General features: G+C 66.1%; 15 protein-coding genes and 1 pseudogene. 7 read left to right on the forward strand and 9 right to left on the reverse strand.

Features of this window, described 5'->3' with window-relative positions; all coding sequences use genetic code 11:
- The first annotated feature begins 51 nt into the window (after window positions 1-51).
- Entirely contained in the window at window positions 52-1,227 is a 1,176-nt protein-coding gene (locus ACPXYO_RS05670; RefSeq protein ID WP_423917510.1) for a DUF1015 family protein, read from the forward strand.
- A 54-nt stretch (window positions 1,228-1,281) separates the two neighbouring features.
- Here the strand turns inward: ACPXYO_RS05670 and ACPXYO_RS05675 are convergent, their stop codons facing one another.
- Window positions 1,282-2,496, reverse strand: a complete 1,215-nt coding sequence (locus ACPXYO_RS05675) for an amidohydrolase family protein (protein WP_423917513.1) — start codon at window positions 2,494-2,496, stop codon at window positions 1,282-1,284.
- Window positions 2,497-2,672: 176 nt separating this feature from the next.
- On the opposite strand from ACPXYO_RS05675, the gene ACPXYO_RS05680 reads away from it, so the two are divergent.
- Window positions 2,673-3,560, forward strand: coding sequence for an SDR family NAD(P)-dependent oxidoreductase (locus ACPXYO_RS05680; RefSeq protein ID WP_423917516.1), 888 nt, complete (start codon window positions 2,673-2,675; stop codon window positions 3,558-3,560).
- Here ACPXYO_RS05680 and ACPXYO_RS05685 read toward each other — a convergent pair.
- Complete coding sequence (locus tag ACPXYO_RS05685) at window positions 3,557-4,861, reverse strand: acetyl-CoA hydrolase/transferase family protein (RefSeq protein ID WP_423917519.1); 1,305 nt, start codon at window positions 4,859-4,861, stop codon at window positions 3,557-3,559. The two genes, ACPXYO_RS05680 and ACPXYO_RS05685, sit on opposite strands and share 4 nt — an antisense overlap.
- Window positions 4,862-4,967: 106 nt before the next feature.
- Between ACPXYO_RS05685 and ACPXYO_RS05690 the strand changes: the two genes are divergently transcribed.
- From ACPXYO_RS05690 to ACPXYO_RS05705, 4 genes are all read left to right on the forward strand, one after another.
- The gene (locus ACPXYO_RS05690; RefSeq protein ID WP_423917521.1) at window positions 4,968-6,176 is read left to right on the forward strand and encodes an acyl-CoA dehydrogenase family protein; all 1,209 of its coding nucleotides are present in this window, start codon (window positions 4,968-4,970) and stop codon (window positions 6,174-6,176) included.
- A 203-nt stretch (window positions 6,177-6,379) separates the two neighbouring features.
- A complete protein-coding gene (locus tag ACPXYO_RS05695) occupies window positions 6,380-7,291 on the forward strand; it encodes a HalD/BesD family halogenase (RefSeq protein ID WP_423917524.1) in 912 nt (303 codons plus the stop codon).
- Entirely contained in the window at window positions 7,288-8,481 is a 1,194-nt protein-coding gene (locus ACPXYO_RS05700; RefSeq protein ID WP_423917526.1) for a M24 family metallopeptidase, read from the forward strand. The genes ACPXYO_RS05695 and ACPXYO_RS05700 overlap by 4 nt, the downstream gene beginning before the upstream one ends.
- 8 nt (window positions 8,482-8,489) lie before the next feature.
- Window positions 8,490-8,570, forward strand: coding sequence for a hypothetical protein (locus tag ACPXYO_RS05705; RefSeq protein WP_423918697.1), 81 nt, complete (start codon window positions 8,490-8,492; stop codon window positions 8,568-8,570).
- 23 nt (window positions 8,571-8,593) lie between these two features.
- On the opposite strand, the gene ACPXYO_RS05710 is transcribed toward ACPXYO_RS05705, so the two are convergent.
- Complete coding sequence (locus tag ACPXYO_RS05710) at window positions 8,594-9,502, reverse strand: LysR family transcriptional regulator (RefSeq protein WP_423917529.1); 909 nt, start codon at window positions 9,500-9,502, stop codon at window positions 8,594-8,596.
- A gap of 289 nt (window positions 9,503-9,791) precedes the next feature.
- Between ACPXYO_RS05710 and ACPXYO_RS05715 the strand changes: the two genes are divergently transcribed.
- Window positions 9,792-10,841, forward strand: coding sequence for a helix-turn-helix domain-containing protein (locus ACPXYO_RS05715; RefSeq protein ID WP_423917532.1), 1,050 nt, complete (start codon window positions 9,792-9,794; stop codon window positions 10,839-10,841).
- Window positions 10,842-11,005: 164 nt separating this feature from the next.
- On the opposite strand, the gene ACPXYO_RS05720 is transcribed toward ACPXYO_RS05715, so the two are convergent.
- The 6 genes and pseudogenes from ACPXYO_RS05720 to ACPXYO_RS05745 all read right to left on the reverse strand — a co-directional run bounded on the left by ACPXYO_RS05720 (window position 11,006) and on the right by ACPXYO_RS05745 (window position 19,554).
- A complete protein-coding gene (locus tag ACPXYO_RS05720) occupies window positions 11,006-11,149 on the reverse strand; it encodes a glycine cleavage T C-terminal barrel domain-containing protein (protein WP_423918699.1) in 144 nt (47 codons plus the stop codon).
- Window positions 11,135-13,240 (reverse strand): annotated as a pseudogene (locus ACPXYO_RS05725) (FAD-dependent oxidoreductase); the annotation flags it as partial. The pseudogene ACPXYO_RS05725 and the gene ACPXYO_RS05720, both read right to left, overlap by 15 nt.
- Window positions 13,237-14,559, reverse strand: coding sequence for an aromatic ring-hydroxylating oxygenase subunit alpha (locus tag ACPXYO_RS05730; protein WP_423917535.1), 1,323 nt, complete (start codon window positions 14,557-14,559; stop codon window positions 13,237-13,239). The pseudogene ACPXYO_RS05725 and the gene ACPXYO_RS05730, both read right to left, overlap by 4 nt.
- Before the next feature lie 55 nt (window positions 14,560-14,614).
- Window positions 14,615-15,097: a class I adenylate-forming enzyme family protein gene (locus ACPXYO_RS05735; protein WP_423917538.1), complete on the reverse strand. Its 483-nt coding sequence runs from the start codon at window positions 15,095-15,097 to the stop codon at window positions 14,615-14,617.
- A gap of 75 nt (window positions 15,098-15,172) precedes the next feature.
- Window positions 15,173-16,108 (reverse strand): AMP-binding protein, encoded by a 936-nt coding sequence (locus ACPXYO_RS05740; RefSeq protein WP_423917541.1) that lies wholly within the window; start codon window positions 16,106-16,108, stop codon window positions 15,173-15,175.
- 29 nt (window positions 16,109-16,137) lie between these two features.
- On the reverse strand, window positions 16,138-19,554 hold the full coding sequence (locus ACPXYO_RS05745) for a pyruvate carboxylase (RefSeq protein WP_423917544.1): 3,417 nt from the start codon (window positions 19,552-19,554) through the stop codon (window positions 16,138-16,140).
- Between the last annotated feature and the right edge of the window lie 49 nt (window positions 19,555-19,603).

The raw sequence follows: 19,603 nt of genomic DNA on the forward strand, positions 1-19,603 counted from the left end.
CGAGCTCCGCAACACGGGCGAACGAGATGGTGCGGCGGGGAAGGAGAGCGGATGATCGAGCCGGTCAGCGCGCGTGTTCTGACGCCCGAATGGGCGCCGACGGTGATACCCGCGCCATACGACTCGCTCACGCCTTCGGAGCAGGCGCAGCACCTCGCTGAGAATCCCGATTCATTTGCCCATGTCGCCGGATCGCCGCCGGAGAGCTTCGGTCACCCGAGCGAGCACTTGCAGCACGCCACGCGCAGCACCCAGGCACTTGATCGACTCATCGGGCTGGGCGCGTTCGGCTCCACCCGCGCACCGAGCCTGTACGTGCAGTGCGTCGAGGCAGACGGCCACACTCAGCATGCGTTGCTTGGGGGAGTGCGCCTCGGCTCCCATGAGCTGCGCCCGCACGAGGACACTCAGCCTGGCCGGGTCCACGGCTTGGCAGTGCACTTCACCGAAGTCGGCCGAATGTCGAGTCCCGTCGTTGTCACAGCGCCGCGGCTGTCAGTCGTCGCCGCAGTCATCGAGGCCACCCTTGCTGCAGCTGGGTCGTCCACTCCGCTGGAGCCGCTGCTCGACACCAAGACCGCCGACGATGCGCGGGTCACGCTGTGGCCCGCTGTCGTCCCGGGCGGCGAGGGCGCCAGCGTCGGTCTCGACGGCCCGCTGTACATCGTGGACGGGCACCACCGTGTCGCTGCCGCCAGGCAAGCCGGCTTCTCGCACGTGCTCGTGGCGTGCGCTCCCACTGATGAGCTGCACCTCGGCAGCTTCGACCGCGAGCTGAGCGAACTCGACATGATGCCCCGGCGCGTCCTGGATCTGATGAGGGCTCGCTGCGAGGTAACCGAGGTGTCCGACGTCGCCGCCGCGCGCCCCTCCGCGCCCGGGTGGATCGGCGTCGGCGTGGCGGGCCATTGGTTCCGCGCACGCCGTCGTCACACCGGGCCATCCGACGATGCTTCGCCGGTCCGCAACCCTGCGACCCGGCTGGACGCCGCTTTCGTGCACGAGTTCGTTCTCAGCGAGATCTTCGGCGTCTCGAGTGATTCCGACCCCAGGCTGACGTACCGCCCTACGACCGTCGCCGGTTCCCAAGTGCCGGTAACGATCCTGCTGGCGCCGGTACCGCTCGGAGCGGTCTTCGAGGTGGCCGATTTCGGCGGTGTGATGCCACCGAAGACCACCTACTTCTTGCCGAAGGCCCGCTCCGGAGTGCTGCTCGTCCGCTGCTGAGGCCGCCTCCGCAATGCTGATCGCCCTCACTGGCGGTCACGGCGATAGCCCCAGCTACAGCTCGAACAGCCGGCGAGCGTTGTCGCCGATGAAGTCACGCTGCCTGTCGGCGGGGAACATGTCGACGAGTTCGTCGAGGTCGAGAACATATTCCGGGGTGTGGTCGGCGTGGGGGAAGTCGCTGGCCCACATGAACCGGTCGTGCCCGAAGCGCTTCGCGAGTGCCGGAATCGTGCGCTCGTCGGGGTCGCAGGAGATCCACACCTGACGCATGAAGTACTCGCTCGGCTTCAGTTCCAGCGGCACCCGGGTGCCGGTGTAGGTGTGGGCGAAGACCGCGTCGATGCGGTCCAGGCAATAGCCGAGCCATCCGCCGCCCGATTCGAGCACTAGCACCTTGAGTTCGGGGAATCGGTCGAAGACCCCGTAGTCGAACAGCGACACGAATTGATGACGCACGCCGTCCGACGCGGTCATAGACGCTGTGAGCCGCAGGTCGCGCACGTGTTCCCAGGTGCCCATACGAGTGCCCTTGGTCCATTGCGGTTCGAAGGTGGGGTGAATCGCAAACGGGACGCCCAGATCCTGCGCTGCTTGGAACACCGGGTCGTGATCGGGATGACCGAGCGGGCGCGAACTGTGTGTGAACGGTGCGACGAAGGCTCCTCGCACTCCGTCGGCAACAGCGCGCCGCAGCTCAGCCGCCGCAGCGACGGGATCGGTGAGCGACAAGTGCGCGATAGGAACGAGCCGGTCCGAATGATCTCGGCAGAATTCGCAGATCCATCGGTTGTAAGCGCGGGTGTAGGCCTGGCTGAGCTCAGGGTCGGTGAGTTCGGCTTCCCATAGCAGTCCCATCGTCGGCAAGAGGACCGCGATGTCGAGGCCTTCAGCGTCGAGCAACTCGATCCGTTGATGGGGATCCATGGCGCCGAATGGGATCTCGCCCAGATATGTGCGCTCGGGGTTGAACATGATGTCAGGCAAGTCGGCTGCGCCCATTGCACCCAGCGTGGAGACCATGCCAGGGCGCGCCAGTTTGCTCAGTTGGTTGTCGATCATGAGCACTTCGAGACCGCGCTCAGGCTCGATCTCGATGCGCAATGCCCGGTCCTTGTAGCGCTCCTCGAGGTATTCCTCCCACAGGTCGGGTGGCTCGAGAATGTGTCCGTCGGCGTCCACAGCGCCAGCGTGCGCGATCTTGTGCACCTCGTGCATGTGGCGCTGATCGCCGTGAGCGGACAGGTCTCTCTGGATGGTCGTGCTCATGATTCCCCCGATGCGTCCGATTCGCCCCAATGATTCCGCCAGCATTCTCGCACGGTGTACATCCGATGTCAGCGGAAGCGTCCCGCCGAAGTGTCTGCCGAGCGGTACCGGCGCACGAACACGCGCCATGGGCGACAATCTGACCCTGACCGAATACCCCTGCAGAGGACGATGACATGAGCGAGGGCAACGGAAATACAACAGGTCGTCTGGCTGGCAAGGCAGCGGTGATCACTGGCGGCGCGAGCGGCATGGGACGATCCACAGTCGAGCGGTTCCTGGCCGAAGGAGCCTCAGTCGTGATCGGCGACCTCAACGCCGACGCAGGACACGCATTCGTGGAGGAACTGACCGCGGCTGGCCACGGCGAGCGTGCTCGCTTCACCCGCACGGACGTATCGGTAGAGGACGACGTGGCTGCCATGACCGAGCTGGCGGTCGAGGCCTTCGGCCGGCTGGACGTGGTCTTCAACAACGCCGGCATCGGCGGGGCCTTCGGCCCGATCACCGAACTGGACACCGACGCCTGGGACGAGACGTTCGCCATCCTGGTGCGCTCCGTGATGCTGGGCACCAAGCACGCCGCCAGGGTCATGATCCCCCAGGGCACCGGCGGCTCGATCATCAACACCGCATCGATTGCCGGCGTTGCCGGTGGGGCCGGCCCGCAGGCGTATTCGGCAGCCAAAGCAGCCGTCATCAGCCTGGCTCAGACAACGGCGCTGGAGTTGGCGCCCCACCGCATCCGGGTGAACGCAATTTGCCCGGGGCTGATCTTCACCCCGCTGATGCACAGCGGCAATGAGGCCCAAGCCACCGAGGTCATGGCGGAACTGCAGCCATGGCCGGAGCGAGGCGAGGGCAGCGATATTGCATCGACGGCGCTTTTCTTGGCCAGCGACGACAGCAGATTCGTGAGCGGTCAGCAGCTCGTGGTGGACGGCGCCATGCTGGCTGCGGGTCCACGCATCCACGGAAAGATGCACAACACGCGCAATCTGCATCGCATGGCCGGCATGGCGTACGGCACGACCGGCAAGGCCGCTTCGGTTCGTCGCCTTTAGCCGCGCCGCTCGTCGCTCAGCGCGTCCCGGTGATCGGGGTGTGCAATCGAGGTGAGCAGTTCAGCACGCTCGGCGAGCGTGCGGCCCCGCAGTTCCACCGCTCCGAACTCGGTTGCGACGATGTCCGCCACATACGCCGGCAGCGTCGTGGGGGCGCCCTCTTCGAGGGTTGGAACGATGCGCGAGATGCGCCCGCCCGCAGCCGTCGACGGCATCGCGACGATGGCTCGGCCTCCGGTTGCCACGCAGGCGCCGAACGCGAAGTCGGGGGCGCCGCCGGGTCCGGAGATATAGCGGCCGCCGACGACCTCGGAATTCGCCGAGCCGTCGAGCGCCATCTGCACGGTGGACTGCAGCGCCACAAAGTTGCGTATCTGGGCGATGCCCTCGATGCCGTGGCTCAGCGAGCCACGCACCAATTGCACTGCCGGATTGCGGTCGACCCAGTCGTAGAGCCGGCGTGTGCCCATCACTTCTGCGGCCACGCTCACGCCATCGCCCAACGGCCCCTTGTGGCGGTTGTCCACCGCACCGCTGGTGATGAGGTCGATGCAAGCGTCGTTGATCATGCCGCCGTGGAGTCCGAGGTGGCGACGGTCTCCGAGGCTGGACAGCACGGCGTCGGGAATCGAGCCGATCCCGAACTGCAGCGTGGTCCCATCGCCGATGTACTGGCCGACGTGAGTTGCGATGGCCCGGGCGGTGCCATCGACGACGGCCGGCGCTAGCTCGGCCAACGGCTCATCGATCTCGACCAGCGCATCAAAATCGGTCCGGCGGCACTCGCCTTCCCCGTGCACGTAGGGCATCTGCGGGTTCACCTGCGCGATCACCAGCGGCGCCGATCGCAACAGCTGGACATGGCCACCCACGCCAGTGCCGAGGCTCATGCGCCCCTGCGCATCGGGCGGGCTGGCCTGGCACGCCACGACATCGGCTTCGAGCCCGCCGCTGGGGCCCACGAGGCCGGTGATGTCTGAGTAGCGGGCGGGTACGACGTCGAAGTGCGGGCTGCCGTGCGCATCGCGCAATGCGCCGCTGGGCTGCAGCGAGGTCCAGCGGAATGGGTTGCCGAGATGGTCGAGCGGTGCAGGCCTGCTGAGCAGGAATGCGCTCACGAACTCGAGTTGCTCGAAGCGATCGTGTGCAGCGTCAATCGCGCTCAGCAAGCCGTATGGGGTTGCTGAGCCCTGCGCTGCATAGACGCGTGCCCGGCGCCCGATGCGCTCGACTGCGGTGTCGAGGCTCACCTGGGTTCCGGCACGGTTGCCGTTATGAGGTGTGCGGCCGTCGGGATTCATCGATGCGGTGCTCCTCGTGTTGAGGGTCCAGCTACCGGAGGTGCCGACGGGTCGCCTGCACGTCCGGGCGAACTGTACGGGACCCGCAATGGCAATATTCCCGGTTATGAGCTCTCAAGCGACCGACCTCAACGCCATGCCCGCACCGGATCTGGTATCCGAACTCACGCCAGATGTCGCCGACGCAGCGGTGGGCTCGGGAGATCAAGCAGTCATCGAACGTGCCGCGTCGTGGGCTCGCGACTATGTCGCGCCGCGGGCCGAGTCGTGGGAGCGAGATCGCCGCTTCGCGACCGAGGCATTTGCGAGTGCCGCCGGCGAAGAGCTCTGCGGGCTGTTGGTGCCCGTGGCCGACGGCGGGTCCGGCATGAGCCAGATCGGTCTGGCACGCGTGCTTGAGGAGATCGCCGCTGCGGACTTTGCCATCGCCTTCTCGCTGGTGTGTCACAACAACCTGGCGGGGGCAGTGAGCCGGCGAGCCCCTGCGGAGCTTCGTGCCCGAGCGCTGCCGCCGCTCGTTTCGGGTGAACGGCTTGGCGCTTTCCTGCTCACCGAGCCCGGCGTGGGCAGCGACGCCGCCAAGATCACCACCTCGGCACGCCGTGACGGCGACGAATGGGTTCTCGACGGCGAGAAGGCTTGGGTCAGTAACGGCACCTCTGCGGAGCTGCTGTCGGTGTACGCGCAGACCGATCCCGCAGCCGGCCATCGAGGCATTGTGACCTTTCTCATCGATGGCAGTACCGACGGCGTCGAACGCTCCGAGGGGTACGAATTGAGCGGCGCACACGGCCTCGGGACCAACGGCATCAGCTTCGAGAATTGCCGAGTGTCCGACGCCGATGTGATGGTGCCCGTGGGCGAGGGCTTCGTTGCGGCAATGGAGGGCATCGACATCGCCCGCGTCCTGGTCGCGGCAATGTGCTGCGGCATGATGCGCACCGGATTGGCGACGGCCATCGAATACGTGCGGCAACGTCAGGCCTTCGGCGGTCGCATCGCCGACCTGCAAGCGGTGCGGTTCCGGCTGGCCGACGTGGCCACAGACCTCGAAGCGTCGCGCCTGCTGGCGTACCGGGCAGCGTTCGCAGTGGCGGAGGGCCGCCCGGCGGCCGTGATGGCCGCGCATGCCAAGAAGTTCGCGACTCGCGCAGCAGAGCGACGGCTGGCGGACTGCATGCAGGTGATGGGCGCCGTCGGCGCACGCCGGGATCACCCGCTGCCCCGCCACCTGGCAGCTTCGCGGCTGACGCACTACGTCGACGGTGCGACCGAAATCCAAGATGTCGTGATCAGCAGGGCGCTGCTCGACTGAGCACACCTGCTGGCCGGATAGCGGGCCGGCGACAGGCTGCGCCGGTCGACGCATATTGCTCACGGATAACGTGTAAACGCTGAGTGTAGTTCATGTACCCCACGGGTGTTAACTGTCTTCAAAGGTGATCACAACTCGGTCCACAGCTCGTTCGGGCTGTCCCGGGGACCACCTCGAACACAACATTTCGAGAGGGGGTAAGAGTGGGTTCGGCTCTGCTGTATGCGAACCCCGAGGGCGACGCCCTCGAGGACATTGTGAACGTCAGCCAATATCCGGTTGGCAGCGCCCAGAACGCCGGAGGTTCAGTCAACGAGAGTTGGGCGGACATGGTGGCCACGACGAGGCGGGCCCTGGCAACCGACGGGTGCGCAACGCTGCCGGGATTCTTGACTGACGAGGGGTTACGGCGAGCACGCAGCGAAATCTCCTCACTGATGCCGAAGGCACCGCTGCGTCATGAGACCTCGAGCGTCTACGCGCGCTCCGATCTCGAAGTGGGTCTCGCGCCGGACGATCCTCGCCAGATCCAGATGTCACGCCTGATCGGTCACCTCACCCGCGACCAGATCCCGCCCGACGTGGTGCTGGCGCGCGTGTATGCCGCACCAGGCGTCAAGCAATTCGTGGCGGCGTGCGTCGGCGAAGTCCGGGTGTTCGAATACGCCGACCCGCTGGCGGGGCTTGTTGTCACGGTGACGCCCCCGGGCGGCGAGCTCCACTGGCACTACGACACCAACGAGTTTGTCGTCACTCTCATGGTGGCCGAACCTGATTCCGGTGGCGACTTCGAGTATTGCCCGGGGCTGCGCAGTCCTGGCAACGAGAACTTCGACGGACTCGGCCGGGTGCTGCGCGGCGAAGCACCTGATGTGGTGCGCCGCCGCCGGCTGCGCGCCGGCGACCTGCAGATCTTCTTGGGCCGGTACTCGTTGCACCGAGTGACCAAGGTGGAGGGCCAGACCACGCGCTGTGTCGGAGTACTCAGCTATGCGAACCGGCCTGGCGTCATCGGTCCGGTAGATCGGACCAGGTCTGTATACGGCCGCGTCACTGAAGCGCACTTGCTGGCAGCCGAGTTTGCACGCAGTTCGGGCGACGGGCTCATCTTGTGAGCGAGCCCGAGGGGGGCCTCGAGCTACAACGTCTCGCGAGGCTTCAGCAGCACCTCGTCGCCATGGACTGCGACGCGCTCCTGCTCTATGACCCGCTCAACGTCAGGTACGCCACCGGCACGACGAACATGGCGGTGTACTCGCTGCACCATCCCTGCCGTTACGCACTCGTACCCGCGGAGGGTCCGGTCACTTTGTTCGAGTTCAAGACGTGCGAACACCTCTCCGAGGGGCATCCCGCCGTGGGTGAGGTGCGTAATGCGGTGAGTTGGTACCACTTCATCACCGGGCCGCGTACTGGTGAATTCGCCGATCGCTGGGCCGCAGAAATCGCTTCACTGCTCGGTTCGAGTCCGTTCCGGCGGCGGGGCACCCAGCCCAGGCTCGCTGTGGATCGGCTGGACCCGCTGGGCCTGTGGGCCCTCGGTCGCTGTGGGGTCGAGGTGACCGATGGCGGCGAGATCGTTGGTCTGGCCCGTGCGGTCAAGTGCCCGGGGGAAATCGCAGCCATCCGTTCGGCCGTCGAGGTGTGCGAGCGGGCAATAGCGGCGATGGAAGCAGCCTGCCGGCCCGGCATCACCGAGCAGGAGCTCTGGTCGGTCATGCACCAAGTCGCCATCGCTGGCGGCGGAGAGTGGTTCGAGACCCGTTTGCTCACATCTGGGCCTCGTACGAACCCGTGGTACCAGGAGTGCTCGGATCGGGTGATCCGCGAAGGCGACCTCGTCGCTTTCGACACTGATCACGTGGGCCTGGCCGGATACACCGTGGACGTGTCACGCACTTGGCTCGCGGGCGACGCCAAGCGCACGCCCGAGCAGCGCACCATGTATGCCGCCGCATGCGAGCAGGTGCAGCGCAATACCGAGCTGCTGCAGCCAGGGGTGACCTTCGCAGAGCTCTCTGAGCGCGCCTACCTGCCACCCGGCGAGCTGCACTCGGAGGCGAATGCGTGCGTTGCCCATGGCATGGGTCTGTGCAATGAGTACCCGCTGGTGCTCAACCGCGAGCTCTTCGGGAACGATGGCTATGACGGCGTGCTCGAAGCCGGGATGGTGCTGTGCGTCGAGAGCTTGGTGGCCCCTGTCGGTTGGCACGAGGCTGTCAAGCTCGAGGAACAGGTGCTCATCACCCCGACAGGTCCTGAGTTGCTGTCGAAGTCGCCGGTTTGTGAGGCCCTGCTGAGCTGACTGGTGAGATCGCCCGGGAGTATCGCCAGCGGTTCGACCAGGAGTCTGTGTTGCGCACGAGCGCCCACACGTGCGTCAATTTCTCCTGACGGCCTACTGGCCGCGCTCGGGCTCAGCTGTTCTTTGGATCTCCGAGCCACGCGACGATGGCATTGGCGACTTGACGCTCCGGCGCGTCGTCGTCGGTCTCTGCACGCATGAGTGCCGACCACTCCAGTTCGAGGCCGGAGCGGCCGCAACGCACGGCTGTGAGTCGTCCTGTGTCCATCCACGGCGACATCGCCCACCGGCTGAGAATCGATACTCCAAAATCGGCTGCGATCATTTCGGCGATCGCACCCGTTTGCTCAAGCACCGTAATCGTGCGAGGCGAAACTCCAGAGGGTCGAAGAAAGCGTTCGTACTCGAAGCCCGGCGATGGTTGACGGTTGTAGGTGAAGTAGTCCTCTTCGGCTAACGCCTCGGGTCCGATCCATGAACGGCTCGCAAGGCGATGCCCCGGGTGGGTGACGAGCACGAGTTCGTCTGTGAACACGTGCAGTGTTTCACTTGTTCCCTGAGCGGGACCAGGAGCAAGTACGAGGTCAGCCGTACCGTCAGCGAGTCGCTGTGCTGGCGCGTCACCAATGACGACGAGTTCCAGCAGCAGTCCTTCCAATCGCTCGCTCGCTGCCGCGGCGAATGGCGCCAGCCAGTGGTAGCAGTCGTAAGAGCCGACTCCGATGCGAACGGTGGCGGTCGTCCCACCGACACTGCGCATGAAATCCCGTTCGGCGCGGCCCAAGTCCGGCATCGCGCGATGGGCGGCTTGGCACAGAGCGAGCGCAGCGGGAGTCGGTTGCATGCCACGAGACGGGCGGCGTTCGAATAAGCGTCCGCCGAGCCGCCGTTCGGCCTCTGCCAAGCGATGGCTGACGGCAGATTGGCTGACATGGAGTCGGCCAGCCGCCGCGGTGACTGATCCGGTGTCCGAAACCGCCACGATGGTCTCGTAGTGGTGCATTTCCAAACGTGAAGACATAGCTACAAGATCGCCAGCCTGGATGAGATATATGAGTAGATATAATAGACGTTATCAAAAACGTACAATTGTTTCGCATGAATTTTGTCGTATCGAGCGGCGATTTTCGTGCTGGAGCACGGTTCACATGCGTTCTGTGTCGATATCTGGCTCGCCATTAGTGTGAACATAAGAATGAGATTGCCGCAATTCCTCTGCCGAAAACAGGAAACTACGAAGTATAGGTCCATGTCCCGTGTCATCGTTTGTTGCTCAGGTTCGGGTTTGATGCTTGGACAAGGAGAAACAGATGACGAAACCGTCGAGAAGGTCCCCGGAGCAGAAGCTCCAGGTGGTGCTGGGTGTGCTGCGCGGAGAGCAGTCCGCGGCTGAGGCGGGCCGCAAGTTCGGGGTCAGCGAGCAGTCGGTGCACAACTGGAAACGGATCCTGGTGGAGTCCGGGCGTGAGGGCCTGACTGCGGGCCGCAGGCGCCGGACGTCTCGCGAGGCCGAGCTTGAGGCGGAGTACGAGGAGCTCAAGGCAGCGCTGGGCGAGGCCCATGCGGGGGCTGCGCGTGTGGCGAAGGGGGGCGGACTGTCTCCCCCCGTTGGGGACCTCGATGTGATCCGCGCCGAAGCGGGCATGCCCATCACGAGGTTCGCGGCTCTCATCGGCGTGCCCCGACGGACCTGTCAGTACCGGCTGGCCACCCACCGCGCCGGGGACCCGCCGAAGGGTCCGTGGCCGGCGCCGGTCGTGGACCGGATCGAGCCGGCGGTCGCCAAGCTGGCCGCGGAGTGGCCGGCGTGGGGTCATCGCAAGATCTGGGCCATGGGCCGCCACGCGGGCTGGGAGTTCGGGTCCCAGTCGTCGGTGCGACGCGCGATGGCCCGTCGGGGGCTGTTGGGGCCGGTCCGCTGCCAGGCCGAGCGGCGCCAGCTGGCCAGAGCCCGCAGAGCCGCCTTCGCGGACGCCCCGTCGAGACCGAACCGGGCATGGCAGGCCGATTTGTCGGAGTTCGAGACCGAAGCCGCCGGCACCCGCCAGCTCGGCGGCGTGGCCGACTACGCCGCCAAGCTCGTATTGGCGTGCCCGGTGGGCGCAACCGGGACCGCCGGGGACCTGTGCGCCGCGTTCGATGCCGCCGAGACCCGCGCAAGCGAGCTGCTCGGGCACGCTCTCATCGAGGACTGCACCGACGGCGACACCGGCGAGGTCACCCCCGTCGTGATCGTGACCGACAACGGCCCCGCCACCAAATCAGCAGCCGTCGCCCGCTGGTTCGCCGCCAGAGCGCACTTCGCGCACGTAAGAACCCGGCACCGGTCGCCGCACACAAACGGAGTGACCGAGCGCTGATTCGAAGCCCTCAAATACGAACGGCCCTGCCGGCACGACATCGCAGACGGCATCGGCCTCGCCGACCACGTCACCGACTACATCGACGAATACAACCGCGTCAGGCCCCACGAGACCCTCGACTGGGCCCGCCCCCTCGACGCACACCAGCAAACCCCCGACACTCAAACCGAAACCCCCGAAACCTGAGCAACAAACTTGACCGGCACATAGCCCATGGCGACCGATACATCGCTGAAGTGGGCATAGCCACCTGAAGTAACCCAGCCGACCGGGTCGCCATTGCAGAAGATGGGTTCATCGGCCACGGCATCGAAGCCGGAGCGACCCCTCACGCCCGGGATGGTCCACGTGCGCAGCGCCATCGAACCCTGCGGCGCTGGGTTGACACCAGCTCCAGGTCCCTGAGGTCCGTACTTGGCGATGAGTGCTGACCGGCCGACGAAGTCTGTGCCATCGTCGTTGGATCTCGCGAACCGGATGAAGCGGCCCAGACCAGCCTCGAGGGGGTCGTAGGTGGGTCGGTACTCGCGTGCCCAGCTGCCGAAGCCCAGGGCTTCGCGCGAAACATCAGCGTCAGTGACTTCGGCCAGCAGCGTCCTCGATTTCGGTCGTGCGATGGCCACGCCGCACAGTTGCGTGCCAAGCGTGCGGTACCACACGGGTTCCCTTGACGCCTGCTGTCACCGTCTGTGCAGGTCCATCGGTGCTCCCGATCGCTGGAGGCAGGCAGGCGATGGTGAGGTCGCCGGTGAGATTCCCCTGCTCATTGCACATCGGTGCGAGAGCGATTCGACCCGGTCGCGGCAACCTGCCCGCGGTGAGGTGCGTGAGCCACGCCCGCGCACCGGGCCCTTCGACGAGGAACTTGGCGAACCCCGACACCTCCATGAGCCCGAGGTCGTTGCGAACGGCGTGAACTTCGGCTCTCACATGGGGCCATGCGTTGGAGCGTCCGAAGGTGACGTCCTCGACGGTCCCCACCTTGGGCGCGAACCACAGCGGCACCTCCAAGCCGAAGGCGTCGCCGAAGACTGCCCCGGCCTGGCGCTGGTCCTCGTAAATCGGGGTGGTCGCGAGCGGACGACCCTCACCGAAGAATTCGTTCGGGAAGCGGATGCTGAAGCGTCGTTGGTAGTTCTCGCGCACCTTGGCGGCGGTGTAGGAGCGAGTTGCCCAGTCGCCGAACCTGGCGACGTCCATGGCCCATACGTCGAAACCGGGATCCCCGGACGTCATCCAGTTGCGAGCGCGAGCCCAACCCCGCCTCCCTGCGAGAGACCAGCCATCACCGCGCAAGCCGACCAGAAGCCCGGCAGACCCCTGATCGGACCAACGAGGGGATTCCCATCAGGCGCAAAGGTGAACGGCCCGTTGACGACCCGTGCGATGCCGACATCGGCAAGCACCGGAAAATGCTTGAAGGCGGTTTCCAGCGACGGGGCGATGCGATCGAGGTCGGGCGTCAGCAGGCGCTTGTCGAAGTCCCACGGCGTCTGCTGGCGCTGCCAAGCCACAGCCGCCTGTTCATAAGTTCCGACCAGCAGGCCCTGACCCTCTTGGCGCGTGTAGATCTCACCGCCAAAATCGATCGCGCCCATGAGCTCTTCGCCGGTGCGCTCGTTGTGGGCGACGATCTCGGAGACGGGCTCGGTGATCACGTAGGTGTGCTCCATGGCAAGCACGGGCATCTCGAGTCCCACCATGCGCCCAACCTCGCGAGCCCACAGGCCACCCGCGTTTACGACATGCAACGCTTCGATCCAGTCGTCGCAGTCGGCGGTGTTTGATGCGCCGCCGCGGTCGCCGCGGTCGCCGCGGGCTGTGTCGTAGAGCCCTATCCGCCAAGCCCCGTCGGGTGTGCGCTCGATGCGGCGAGCCCATGTATGGCGGCGGACCTGTGCCCCGGCCGCCATCGCCGCCCTGGCATAGGCGTAGGTCACGCCCGTCGGATCGACATGGCCGTGGTCGGCATCGAACATCGCTCCGACGAATCGGCTCGGATCGACGATGGGCATAAGCGCCGCGGCCTCGTCCGCCGAGATCATCTCGGAGGTAATGCCGAGATATCGTCCGCGTGCGTCGGTCATCCGAAGCCAGTCGAGACGTTCAGGCGTGTCGGCCAGCGAGATCGCGCCGGTCACATGGATGCCGCAGTCCTGGCCCGAGAGTGCTTCGATTTCGCCGTACAGCTCGATCGTGTACTTCTGCAGCTTCGCCACAGTCGGGTCAGAATTGATCGGATGCATTCCGCCGGCGGCGTGCCACGTGGAACCCGCCGTCAGCTCAGAACGCTCGAGCAGCACCACGTCGGTCCAGCCGGCGCGAGTCAGGTGAAAGAGCACCGAAGCGCCAACGACGCCGCCGCCGATCACGACGGCCTGTACCCGGTCGGTCACGACGACGAAGTTTGCACCGATGAGGCCGTTGCGTCGAGTTCTGTGGCTGGCGGCAAGGGGTTCGGCTCACTGCCGAAGTGGTCGGCGTTTCCGGGACGGTCGCCCGCAGGCACCGTCAAGTCGGCCACACAGGGGAGCGTCATCAGGTCCGCCGTCATCTTGTGGAAGCGATTCAGCGGTTCCTCGAACCGAGGGGCCAGTGGTCCCGGAGGCGCACCGCCCAACGAGATGCCGCGCTGGGCCCGCTCGCAGATGTCGATGTCCTCGTCGTTCACTTCGATCCAGAAGCGGCGCGTGATCTCGAACGACTCGCGCAACGCGGCCGGCGGCTCGGGCCCAGTCATCGGACCGGGTGGGAACAGAAACGTGCAGTGTTCAAGGGTGCGGCCTGCGCCCAGCGGCTGCAGCGTCATCAGGAACATGTGGCTCGGCAGCACGGCCAGCAAGACGTTGGGAAAGAGCGCAACGAATCTGCCACTGGCGGCATCAGAGTTGTGGAGGCCGGCCGCTGCAGGCAGTTTGAGCCAATCGTCACGCTCGTCCCCCGACACTGGCGTGGTGGTTTGCCCGCAGTACATGCCTGGCCCCTGGTAGCGATAGTGGTCGGCGACACGCGACACCTTGGCCAGCTCGGGATGCACCCAGGGCAGGTGGTAGTACTCGGCAAAGTTCTCGACAATGAGCTTCCAGTTGGTGGCCACGTCGAAGGTGCACATCGCTCCATCGAGCTCGGCGGGACGCCACTTCTCGAAGTCGTAGGCGGCCATGCGGTCACCCAGATCGCCGAGCCACGCGCTCAACGGCGGGGAGTCGTTGTCGAGACATGCGAACACGAGCGGACCCCAGGTATCCACTCTCACCCGAATCAGTCCGTAGTCCGCCAAGTCGAAGCCATCTCGCGGCACCGTGTCGAACATCGGTGCGGACACGAGATGGCCGTCCGCGCTGTAGTGCCAGCGGTGATAGGGGCAGCGGATCGTGTTTGCGATGTCACAATCGGCCTCGGCGAGCTCGGTGCCACGGTGTCTGCAGGAGTTCAAGAAGCCGTGCAGTCCCGTTTCCGTTCGGGTCAGCAGAACGGAGCGTCCGCCGACCGAACGCACCAGCAGCCGACCTGGGCGCGCCACCTCACAAGCCAGGGCCACCCCAACCCACGCCCGGCCGAACAGCCGCTCCTGCTCAGCAGCAAAGAACTCCTCGTCGGCGTAGACCGCGGGCTGCATCGCGAACGCGGCTTCGACCGGCTTGCGATTCGGAGCCCAGAATTCAGACGCCGATTGTGTCCATTCGGCCTTCGGCCGTGCCAGTGGAATCGTCATTTCGTAGTTCTAGCCCGTTCTCGCCAACTCTCCGAACAGCAGTGCGCGGACGTCATTAGAACTGCTCGGCCAGCCGCGGCTTGAGCACCTTTCCCATGGCGTTGCGAGGCAGTTCGGACACGATCATCACCTCCCGGGGGCACTTGTAGTGGGCGAGCTGTTCTCGCACAAAGGCGATGACGCCAGCCGGGTCGGGCTCTTCGCCGTCGTGTGGCACCACCGCTGCCGCGACCCGCTCTCCCCACTGTTCGTCCGGCAGTCCGACCACGGCTGCCTCGGCGACCTGCGGATGGGAGACGAGAACCCGCTCGACCTCGGCGCAGTACACGTTCTCTCCGCCGCTGATGATCATGTCCTTGACGCGGTCCACGATCGCCAGCCGGCCGTCGGCCGACATGATGCCCATGTCGCCCGAGCGGGCGAATCCGTCAGGCGTGTGGGCCGCCTCGGTGGCCTCGGGCCGACCCAGATAGCCCTCGAAGGGCACCACCGACATCGCGACCACTTCACCGGCGACGCCGACGGGAAGGGTCGACAACTTTGACGATTGAGCCTGGCGCGGGGCCGCCCACGCAATGGGGCACGAGAGCGGCACGATCCTTGATGTCGTAGGTCACCCAGCCGGCTTCGGTCCAGCCATAGCCGTCGGTGATCTCGGCGTTCGGGAAGATGTCGAACGCCTCGTCGAGCAGGGACACCTCGTCGCAGCGGTCATGGAGGGCACCAGGAACGCCCAGGTGCTGTGCTGGGCGTACTCGTCGAGAGCGGCTTGCGGCTCGAACGCGGTCATCACCCGGACCCGACCGCCAGCCACCAGTTGCGCCAGCGTCAGGCCACCATAGGAGAGGTGGAACATCGGACCTGGCGTGGACACGACTTCGCGGCCGGTCAGCCCGAACGTCCAGCTCCAGTGCATCAGGCGCATCAGGAATCCGGTGTTGGTGTTGATGCTCCCCTTCGGGAAACCGGTCGTCCCTGAGGTATACGCGATCATGGCGGTGCGCTCATCGGTGGTGGTGTCGCTCGGCGTGACGCTTGGCACCAGCCGACCCGTGCTGGGATCGATGTCGGCATACGGCCCGATGGGCCGCGACCACCTCGTTGGCGCCGAGGGGGGAATCGCGGCGGCGTCGATCAGCCTGATTCCGAGATCGGCCGTCACCCGGCGCGCGATGTCGATGAACGGCTCGTCGGCAATCAGTACCGAGGCGCCCGAGTCCTCCAGCACGTAGTGGATCTCGGGTTCGGCAAGTCGGCTGTTGACCGGGACTGCAGCTGCGCCGACGAGCTGGCATGCCAGATACGCAGCGGCGTAGTCGGCGCCATTGGGAAGCAGGAGCCCAGCCATCTGCCCATGAGGCCCCAGCTCGACTGGCCCCAGCGCATCGGTGATGGCCTCGGTTCGGGCCCAGAGCTGGCCGTACGTCCACGTCTCGACGGGCTCGACGCCTCCGGTCAGGCGTGGGTCGAGCACTTCGATCGCGCACCGGTCCGGATAGGACCGGGCGTTCGTTGCTACGCAATCGGCAACGGTGAACGGCTGCAGCATGGTGCTGTCGAAATTAGCGGCGATGCCAGCTATCCGTCGTGTTCGCTCTCGGGGCTGCCCGAGCGCCCTGCCGGACGTATCTCGGCGATGAGATCGCCGGGCTCGAGCAGGGCGCCCGGCGCTGCTGCGATCGATACGACAGTTCCAGCAACCGGCGCTGAGATCGACGACTCCATCTTCATGGCCTCGATCACCGCAATCGTGTCGCCAACGGCAACCTGATCGCCCTTGGTCACCGCGACGTTGACTGAGCCCCGGAAGGGTGCTGCAACGTGCCCGGGCACGCTCGGGTCGGCGCGGGCATGGGTGGGACGGTCCGCTGCAACGGTGCGATCCAGCGTGTCGATGTCGCGGGGCTGACCGTTGACCCGGAAGCTGACCATGCGGATGCCCTCGTCGTTGGGCTCGCTGATCGATCGCAGACCAAGCAGCAGACGCACGCCGGGGCCGAGCACCACTGCAGTGTCCCAAGCGTGAGGATCCAGCCCGTACCAGAACAGCAGTGATGGCAGCACCGACAGGTCGCCATAGCGCTCGGTGTTCTCTGCTTGTGCGGACGATGGTGTGGGGAAGAGCAGCCGGTTGAGCGTGGCGCGCCGATCTGTGGCCAAACCCGCTTTGTCGTCGTCGGTGAGGTCTTTGGTCTTGGGTGCCCAATCGCGGCCCTCGGTCGCCCGAGAGCGGAAGGGCTCAGCGAACCCGCCGGGCGGGGTTCCGAGTTCGCCGTGCAGAAATCCGATGACGCTGTCGGGCAAGTCGGCGCCAGCGGGATCAGCCGCCAGCTCGTCGGGAGTGACGCCCGAGGCCACGAGGTGCAGAGCAAGGTCGCCGACGACCTTGGACGACGGCGTGACCTTGATGGGGCGACCGAGCAGTTCATTGCACGCCGCGTAGAGCCGTTCCACCTCCTCGAAACGATGCCCGATGCCGAGTGCCCGAGCCTGCGCCCGCAGGTTCGACAGCTGGCCTCCTGGAATCTCGTGGCGATAGACGGTTCCGGTGGGCGACGGCAGCCCGGCTTCGAAGGGCGCATACACGCGGCGCACTGCCTCCCAGTAGGGCTCCATGTCGCCGATGGCGTCAAGATCGAGGCCGGTCTCCCGCTCGGTGTCGTCGGTCATCGCCACCACAGAGGCGATCGACGGCTGCGAGGTCATGCCCGACAGTGGCGGCGCGGCGGCGTCAATGGCATCCACCCCTGCCTGTACCGCTGCCAGGTAGGTCGCGAGCTGCCCGCCGGCTGTGTCGTGGGTGTGCAGGTGGACGGGCTGGGCGAAGCGCTCACGCAGCGCGCTGACCAGCGTCGCCGCAGCAGAAGGCCGCAGCAGCCCTGCCATGTCCTTGATGCACAGGATGTGCACCCCTGCGTCATCGAGCCCCGAGGCGACACCCAGGTAGTAGTCGAGCGTGTACAGACCTTCGTCGGGGCTCGAGAGGTTGCCGGAGTAGCAGATCGTGCCCTCGGCTACAGCACCAGCAGCGATCACGGCTTCGATCGCCGGTCGCATCTGGTCGATGGAATTGAACGCGTCGAAGACGCGGAAGATGTCCATCCCGCACTCGGCAGCCTCAGCCACGAACTCGTGCGCAACCGTGTCGGGATACGGCGAATAGCCCACCGTGTTGCGTCCCCGCAACAGCATCTGAGTGCAGATGTTGGGGACTGCCGCCCGGATGCGTCGCAGGCGCTCCCAGGGGTCCTCGTGCAGGAACCGCAGTGCCACGTCGAAGGTGGCACCGCCCCAGCACTCCATGCTGAACAGCTCCGGCATGAAGTGAGCCATCTGGCGTGCCCCGGCCACGAGGTCGATGGTGCGCAGTCGCGTGGCAAGGATCGACTGGTGGGCATCGCGCAGCGTGGTGTCGGTGACGGCAACCGCAGTCGCAGCACGCAGCTCCGCGGCAAAGCCAGCCGGTCCAAGCTCGGCGAGACGCTGCCGCGATCCAACGGGCGGCGTGCCCTGCACTGGCCGCAGCTTGGATGCCGGGTCGACGTCGGTCGGCGCAGGGCCGTTCGGCTGGTGAACGGTCACATCGGCCAGGTACCGCAGCAAGCGGGTGGCCCGGTCGGCCCCGACGGATGCTGCGGTCAGCTCGGGTCGATCATCGATAAACGTCGTCGTGACTGGCCCGGCTCGGAATTCGGGGTCAGCGAGGATCGCCTGCAGGTATGGCTGATTGGTCGACACGCCACGGACGCGGTACTCAGCCAGGGTGCGCTGCATCCGGCGGACCACGGTGTCGAAATCGGGACCCCGGCAGGTGATCTTCTCGATCATCGAGTCAAAGTGCGGTGTGATCTCCACGCCTTGATAGACGCAGCCGTCGAGACGCACCCCGGCGCCGCTGGCGGGCCGGTACGCGACGATCCGGCCGGTGTCGGGCCGGAAGTCATGCGCCGGATCTTCGGCGGTGACCCGGCACTGCATTGCAAAGCCGCGCAGGCTGATGCGTTCCTGGACGAGCCCGAGGTCCGCCAGCAAAGCACCCGACGCAATGCGCAGCTGCGATTCCACCAGATCGACGTCGGTCGTTTCCTCAGTCACGGTGTGCTCGACCTGGATGCGGGGATTCATCTCGATGAAGACGTGGCGCCCCTCGGCATCGACGAGGAACTCCACCGTGCCGGCGTTGGTGTAGCCGATGGCCTCGGCGAAATGCACGGCATCGGCGAGCAGTTGCTGACGGACGGCTTCGTCGAGATCCCGGGCGGGGGCCATCTCGACGACCTTTTGGAAGCGTCGTTGCACCGAGCAGTCCCGCTCGAAGAGGTGCACGACTTTCCCGCTGGCATCAGCCAGGACCTGTGCCTCGATATGGCGCACATCAGTCATGGCTTCCTCGTAGAACACGGTGCCGTCGCCGAAGGCGCTGTGCGCCTCGCGGCGGGCCGCGTCGACCGCTTCGGCGAGAACCCCGGGGCGCTCCACGCGCCGCATGCCACGACCGCCGCCGCCCGAAGCCGCCTTTACGAACAGCGGAAAGCCGATCTCGTGTGCAGTGGCGATGATGTCGGCGTCGGCGTCGTCGATGGGTGCCGACTGGCGCAGCACCGGCAAGCCGGCTTCGTCGGCGGCTTGCCGCGCCCGCATCTTGTTGCCGGTCAGGCGCAGCACCTCTGCGCTCGGCCCGACAAACGTGACGCCTGCCGCTGCGCACGCGTCTGCCAGATCTGGGCTCTCGGAGAGGAATCCATAACCGGGATAGATCGCGTCGGCGCCGACTTCGACGGCCTTGTCCACGATGGCGGCGTGGTCGAGATACGCCCGAACTGGCCGACCCTCCTCGCCGATGACGTATGCCTCGTCTGCCTTGATGCGGTGCAAGGCGCCGCTGCGTTCTTCCTCGACGGGGAGGATCGCCACCGTACGAATGCCGAGTTGGGTCGCCGCACGAAAGGCGCGGATGGCGATCTCGCCTCGGTTGGCCACCAGGAGCTTTTTCATGACGACCTCCGGTGCTCAGAGATTATGAGCGTCGGCGGAGAGGTGACGG

This window comes from Candidatus Poriferisodalis sp. (assembly GCF_965237655.1).
GTDB lineage: Bacteria > Actinomycetota > Acidimicrobiia > Acidimicrobiales > Poriferisodalaceae > Poriferisodalis.

Bases quoted from the DNA above. Each gene is read 5' to 3' on its own strand.
- ACPXYO_RS05670 (WP_423917510.1), top strand. From the start codon at position 52: ATGATCGAGCCGGTCAGCGCGCGTGTTCTGACGCCCGAATGGGCGCCG.
- ACPXYO_RS05675 (WP_423917513.1), bottom strand. From the start codon at position 2,496: ATGAGCACGACCATCCAGAGAGACCTGTCCGCTCACGGCGATCAGCGC.
- ACPXYO_RS05680 (WP_423917516.1), top strand. From the start codon at position 2,673: ATGAGCGAGGGCAACGGAAATACAACAGGTCGTCTGGCTGGCAAGGCA.
- ACPXYO_RS05685 (WP_423917519.1), bottom strand. From the start codon at position 4,861: ATGAATCCCGACGGCCGCACACCTCATAACGGCAACCGTGCCGGAACC.
- ACPXYO_RS05690 (WP_423917521.1), top strand. From the start codon at position 4,968: ATGAGCTCTCAAGCGACCGACCTCAACGCCATGCCCGCACCGGATCTG.
- ACPXYO_RS05710 (WP_423917529.1), bottom strand. From the start codon at position 9,502: ATGTCTTCACGTTTGGAAATGCACCACTACGAGACCATCGTGGCGGTT.
- ACPXYO_RS05715 (WP_423917532.1), top strand. From the start codon at position 9,792: ATGACGAAACCGTCGAGAAGGTCCCCGGAGCAGAAGCTCCAGGTGGTG.
- ACPXYO_RS05730 (WP_423917535.1), bottom strand. From the start codon at position 14,559: ATGACGATTCCACTGGCACGGCCGAAGGCCGAATGGACACAATCGGCG.
- ACPXYO_RS05740 (WP_423917541.1), bottom strand. From the start codon at position 16,108: ATGCTGCAGCCGTTCACCGTTGCCGATTGCGTAGCAACGAACGCCCGG.
- ACPXYO_RS05745 (WP_423917544.1), bottom strand. From the start codon at position 19,554: ATGAAAAAGCTCCTGGTGGCCAACCGAGGCGAGATCGCCATCCGCGCC.